General features: G+C 68.0%; 4 protein-coding genes and 2 pseudogenes. 4 read left to right on the plus strand and 2 right to left on the minus strand.

Annotated features, from left to right (window positions below):
• Nucleotides 1–99: 99 nt before the first annotated feature.
• A pseudogene (locus tag P1P70_RS40095) lies at nucleotides 100–580 on the plus strand (transposase); the annotation flags it as partial.
• A gap of 224 nt (nucleotides 581–804) precedes the next feature.
• Here P1P70_RS40095 and P1P70_RS40100 read toward each other — a convergent pair.
• On the minus strand, nucleotides 805–1,428 hold the full coding sequence (locus P1P70_RS40100) for a CoA transferase (protein ID WP_319246746.1): 624 nt from the start codon (nucleotides 1,426–1,428) through the stop codon (nucleotides 805–807).
• Between the two features lie 21 nt (nucleotides 1,429–1,449).
• Here P1P70_RS40100 and P1P70_RS40105 point away from each other — a divergent pair.
• From P1P70_RS40105 to P1P70_RS40115, 3 genes and pseudogenes are all read left to right on the plus strand, one after another.
• Nucleotides 1,450–2,224 (plus strand): annotated as a pseudogene (locus P1P70_RS40105) (zinc-binding dehydrogenase); the annotation flags it as partial.
• A 317-nt stretch (nucleotides 2,225–2,541) separates the two neighbouring features.
• Nucleotides 2,542–3,480 (plus strand): hypothetical protein, encoded by a 939-nt coding sequence (locus P1P70_RS40110; RefSeq protein ID WP_319246748.1) that lies wholly within the window; start codon nucleotides 2,542–2,544, stop codon nucleotides 3,478–3,480.
• A 50-nt stretch (nucleotides 3,481–3,530) separates the two neighbouring features.
• Entirely contained in the window at nucleotides 3,531–4,973 is a 1,443-nt protein-coding gene (locus P1P70_RS40115; RefSeq protein ID WP_319246750.1) for an RICIN domain-containing protein, read from the plus strand.
• A gap of 81 nt (nucleotides 4,974–5,054) precedes the next feature.
• Here P1P70_RS40115 and P1P70_RS40120 read toward each other — a convergent pair.
• A partial coding sequence (locus P1P70_RS40120) for a helix-turn-helix transcriptional regulator (RefSeq protein ID WP_319246752.1) occupies nucleotides 5,055–5,263 on the minus strand: 209 nt, incomplete at its 5' end.

Consider the following 5,263-nt stretch of genomic DNA (forward strand, 5'->3'; position numbering starts at 1 on the left):
CTACGCCGAGCAGGCGACGGCCGAACCGACGAACCTGAAACCCCGTCAACCCTCACTGACCAGCTGATCAGCACCTCTCGCGCAACGGGGGAACCTCAGACCGCCGGCCGCACCGAGAACTGCCAGGTCTGTGTTCCTCGCCTACGCCAGCGGCCGCGGACGCACTCTGATCGACCGGCGGCTGTATCTGCCCACCCACCTCCTGGACGGACGACCGGGACCGCTGCCGCCGGGCCAGCATCGACGACAGCGTCGCCTTCGAGACGAAGGTGGCCATGGCCAGGCAATGGTCCGCCGGGCCCATCGCCGACCAGGTCCCGTTCGGGCGGGTGACAGCGGACGCCGCCTACGGCTACAGCAAGGGTCTTCCACGTCATGGCCCACCACCCGGCACGACACCGTCGTCACCCGATGGTCCATCTACCACCCCGTCCACGAACTGTGTCCCGGCCTGCCACGGCAGAAATGGAAGCGCCGATCCTGCGGCGCCGGAGCCCACGGACAGCCCTGGTCAACCAGATCGCCACCACATGGGCGGCCCAGACCGAGATCGGCGCCGTGGCGTCGGAACAGGCGGCGTACCCTTCCCTCACTGCTCGTCGCCGCCCTGTTCGCCGCCGCCGAACGTCTCTTCCCCTGTGTGGCGCGGTGAACGGACACGCCCATGACAGTCCCCGCGCCGCAGGCAGGTGCCACGCACCGTGAGGAGGCCGCGGCGGGCCCGTAGCGCCGTGAAGGCGGCGGCGCCGGGACCCACCGTGGCCGCTTTCGCGCTCGTCCGGCCGTCGGACGAGCGAACCGCGATCAATCCGTGGTGCACCACACAGGCGCGGAAGAGGCCGCCGCTTCGAACGGCCGCTCCCGGAACAGCGGGCTCTCCTCGACGACGACGGGAACCGGAGCTGCCTCACCGGGCGGCCGGCCGTCACCGCTGACCTGGACGCGGTCCTCGTACGGCCCGTCGAGCGACAGCCGGGAGACCGAGCCCTCATCCGTTGTCACTCGGTGTGTCAGTCCCCGGATCGCGGCCGCCGCGATCCGGTAACCGGTGGCGAAGTCGAGTGCCTCGACGGGCAGGTGACGGGGCCGGTCGGCGTCGACCAGTCGGCCGAGCGCGTTGATCGCTGTCCTGTGCTCCGGGTCGGCGAGAGCCCAGGCCGTCGTCGCGCCGGCGAGGCCGCTGCTGTACTGCACGAGGGTGTCGAAGCCACTGCGGTCCTTCCAGGGGCCTGTCCAGCCATAGGCGTTGAGCGCCACTTTCACCAGCCCGGGACGTGCGGCGGCCCGGACCTCGGCGGCGACGAGGCTGTCCAGGCCACCGGGACGGTATCCGTGGACGAGCACATCCGCTTCGGCCAGCAGCCTGAGGAACCGCTCCCTTCCGTCCTCGATCCGCAGGTCGAGGAGTGCCCACCGCTTGCCCAGCATGATGTCGCTGCGCCGCCCGAAGGCACCGCGTTCTGCGGCGGGACGGAGGACGGACGACGGGTGATCGCCCCCTGCGCTGCCGCACGGCGCGTTCGCCGAGTACGCGATCGCGGACGCCGCCGACGTGCTGCCTGCGCTCGACGACGCCGAGGCCGCGGCGCTGCACGTCGGCTGTCAGACAGGCTGGTTCGTGCTGCACCGGCGGGCCCGACTCCATGCCGGGGATACCCTGCTCGTCCACGCCGCCGCAGGAGGGGTCGCCAGCGCCGCCGTACAGCTCGGCAGGGCCGCAGGCGCCAGCGTCATCCGTGTCGCGGGCGGGGGACGAAAGGTGGCCGCGGCACGGAAACCGGGATGCGACGTCGTCATCGACCGGCTGGCGGAGGACGTCATCGCCGCTGTGAAAGAGGCCACGGGAGGCCGGGGCGCCGACGTGACCTACGACCCGGTCGGCGGCGACGCGTTCGAACAGTCCGCGAAGGTCGCTGCCTTCGAAGGACGCATCGTGGTGGTGGGGTTCCCCGGGGGATCCGTCCCTCGCCCGGCACTGAACCACGTCCTGGTCAAGAACTATTCCATCCTCGGTCTGTACACCGGCCGGTACCGGACCGAGAACCCCGAACTGGTCCAGCACTGCCATGAACAGCTCACCGAGTTGTCCGCGCGGGGAGCGAGCAGGCCGATGGTCAGTGAACGCGTGCCGCTGGAGGGGGCGGCGGACGCCGTACAGCGCGTCGTTGACGGCCTGACCATCGGCCGGGCGGTCGTACTGACGGGGAGCGGCTCCGAGGCGTGAAAGTCGCCGCACCCGGCGAAGGGGCCTGACCACCGCCCGGCCGCTGGTCCGCGACTCCCCGCACCTCCGGCGGCCGACTCGGGGCCCGAACCTGATTTCCGGCCGCCGCCCCGTGGATCGTGATCCCGGTACGGACCTCGTAGAACTACCGGTACCCGGGGGGACGACGCCCCCCCGATGCTTGTCGGCATGGACGCGCGACGGCGGACATGACACATCAGTGCCATGGACGGTCCGTCGGCCCAAGCAGTCGCTTGCGATCCCGCTCCGCAACCGCAGTCGGGCTCTCGCGTACTCCCAACCAGTCCGGAGCACACATGATCAAGCGCATCACACTACGCACCAGAAAGCGTAAGACAGCCAGGGCCTCGGCAGCCGTGACGCTTTTCGTGGTCATTCTGGCCATCGCGTTCCTCCAGTTCCCGCTGGCAACCACAAAGGCAGCGGCCGCGAGCAGCGACTGCCCGGGGAGTTCCAGCTCGGGAACGGGAGATCACGAGAACTGTTCCAACCTGCACAACCGGGACCTCCGGGACCAGAGGAAATTCCCGGACGAGCTGTTTCGCGGTGACTCCCGGTTGCCGTACACGGTGTTCAACACCGGCTTCTTCGCGCGAGGGGGCAACAACAACCTCGTCGCACATGTCCAGGGCGACCGGGCCGGCAACAGCAACTACATCTCGACGACCGGGACACTCGGCGTCGCACTGCCGTTCGCGCAGAGCCAGGGAATGCGCAACCTGGAAAGCGCCGCCCGACTCCGCTGCCAACAGGTACAGGCAGTGAACAACGCGAGGCGGGGATGGATCTCCAGACTGTTCCCGTCGAACTGCAACGGGACGCAGACGGTGAGCGCCGACACCTACGTCTACGTGATCAACCCTCGCTTGGCCAGGAACGCACTGTACGTACCGGACCAGATCCGGGGGAACGCGAACCTCTACAACCACTATGCGTCCCAGGACGAATGGGCCTTCGTGCATACGATTCCGCGCGAGGCGATCGAGGGTGCTCGTGTCTACCGGATGACCGCGCGAACGAACAACGGCCTGATAGACACCCGTTCCATCTCCATCAGATTCCAGCACACGGTCATGAATCCCAACTACAACCAGGTGACGATCAACTACAACCCCAACAACGACGCGAACTCCCACTTCGTGTACTCCTCGAACCTGAACATTCCCCCGTCTACCGCGAACCCGTACGTCCGGGGCTGCAGCTCCATCACCCGGTGCAGAGGCGGCGGCAACTGATGACGCGAGAAAAGAGGGAAACCGGCCTGCGAGACGAAGGACATCACGTCGTGAAGAACAACCAGCGAAGTGCGGCGGCCCGGACCGGTGGCGGGCGCAGACGGGGGATCCGCCGCGGTCTCCTCGCCGCCCTGACCCTCGTGGTGGCCAGCACCCTGACCTTCGCCGCGCCGGCGCACGCCGTCACGGCGGACAACGTCTGGGAGCAGGTGCAGGCCCTGGCCGACCACGAGGGCGCCATCGCCGCCTTCGACGACCCCACCATCGGGCCGGTGATCATCTTCCCGAAGGACTACACCGGGGACATCGACCACCTGCAGCCGCCACCGGACTGGAAGGATTCCACCGGGGCCACTCCCACCAGCTGGCCGACGCCCACCACCGCGAAGAGCGCCCTCCTCACCAGCAACGACATCAGCGACATCATCAGCGCTGCCTACGCGACGGTGCAGCCCGAGGGCGACCTGACCTACGAGCTCTTCGTGGGCTACGACGGGCCGACCGACCGGATAGTGGTGCAGACCGATGCCCCGGCCTCGGTCACCGATCCCCTGGCCACCACGTACTCCGGCAAGGTCGTCATCGACCGGACCACGTCCGCCTCACCGCAACTCGCCAAGTGCGACCCGGCGCACGGTCCCCTCACCTCGGGTTACATCTCCGACCCGCTGACCCAGCTGCAGGCGCTGGCCAACTACGACTGCGCCATCTCGTACTTTGACGACCCCACCGTCGGGCCGGTGATCATCTTCCCGAAGGACTACGTCGGCGACATCGACAACCTTCCGAAGCCGACGAACTGGATCGACGCCGGTGGACAGACACCGAGCAGCTGGCCCACGGCCACCACGTCACGCAGTGTGCTGTTCACCGCGGCCAAGCTGAAGGAGGTCAGCGAAGCCGCCTACGCCAAGCTCGCCCCCAACGACACCAACACCTACAACACCTTCGTCTACTACGACGGCATGAGCGACCGTGTCGTGGTTCTCACGGCCGCTCCGTCCTCACTCACCGATCCGCTGCTCAGCCAGTATCCAGGCATGATCACGATCAAGCCGAGCCCGAGCAACAACGTCCGCCTGCTCAACGTCAACAGCGGCAAGGCCCTCAACGCGGCGAACTGCGGTACGGCCAACGGAACCACCACCGACCAGCAGGCTGAACAGAACAGCACCTGCCAGCAGTGGCAGTTCGCTCCCACGACAGACGGCCACTACACCATCACCAACGTCAACAGCGGCAAGGCGCTCGAGAACAAGCAGTGCGCGACGGCGAGCAGTTCGGTGATGGACCTGGTGACCCCCGCCGACGACGCCTGCCAGAAGTGGGACTTCGTCCAGGGGGACGACGGCCACTACACGATCACCAACGCCACGAGCCACCTGGCCATCGACGTGGCGGACTGCGGAACGACCGACGGCACTGTGGTCCGCCAGTGGACCGCACTGGGCAACAACTGCCAGAAGTGGGACATCGAGCTGGTCAACCCCTGATCACCTCCGTCCGTACGTGCGGCGGCCCCGCCCGCGGGGCCGCCGCACACGATCGAGGTCAGCGGATTACCGCTCGCCGCCTCAATCGATCGGGCCCTGGGTCGACACCCACCAGCCCGCGATCTGGGCGCGGGTGGCGAAGCCGAGTTTGGCGCGGATGTTCCCCACGTGGAAGTCGACCGTGCGCAGGGAGAGCACCAGCCTGGCGGCGATCTGCCGACTGCTCATACCTCTGGCCACCAACGCGGCCACTTCCAGTTCCCGACGCGTCAGGGGGCCGGGAGCGGGGG

The organism is Streptomyces sp. MB09-02B, from assembly GCF_033794485.1.
Lineage (GTDB): Bacteria > Actinomycetota > Actinomycetes > Streptomycetales > Streptomycetaceae > Streptomyces.

What these genes read in the sequence shown, in the direction of transcription:
- P1P70_RS40100 (WP_319246746.1), bottom strand. Translation starts at nt 1,428, where the DNA reads ATGCTGGGCAAGCGGTGGGCACTCCTCGACCTGCGGATCGAGGACGGA.
- P1P70_RS40110 (WP_319246748.1), top strand. Translation starts at nt 2,542, where the DNA reads ATGATCAAGCGCATCACACTACGCACCAGAAAGCGTAAGACAGCCAGG.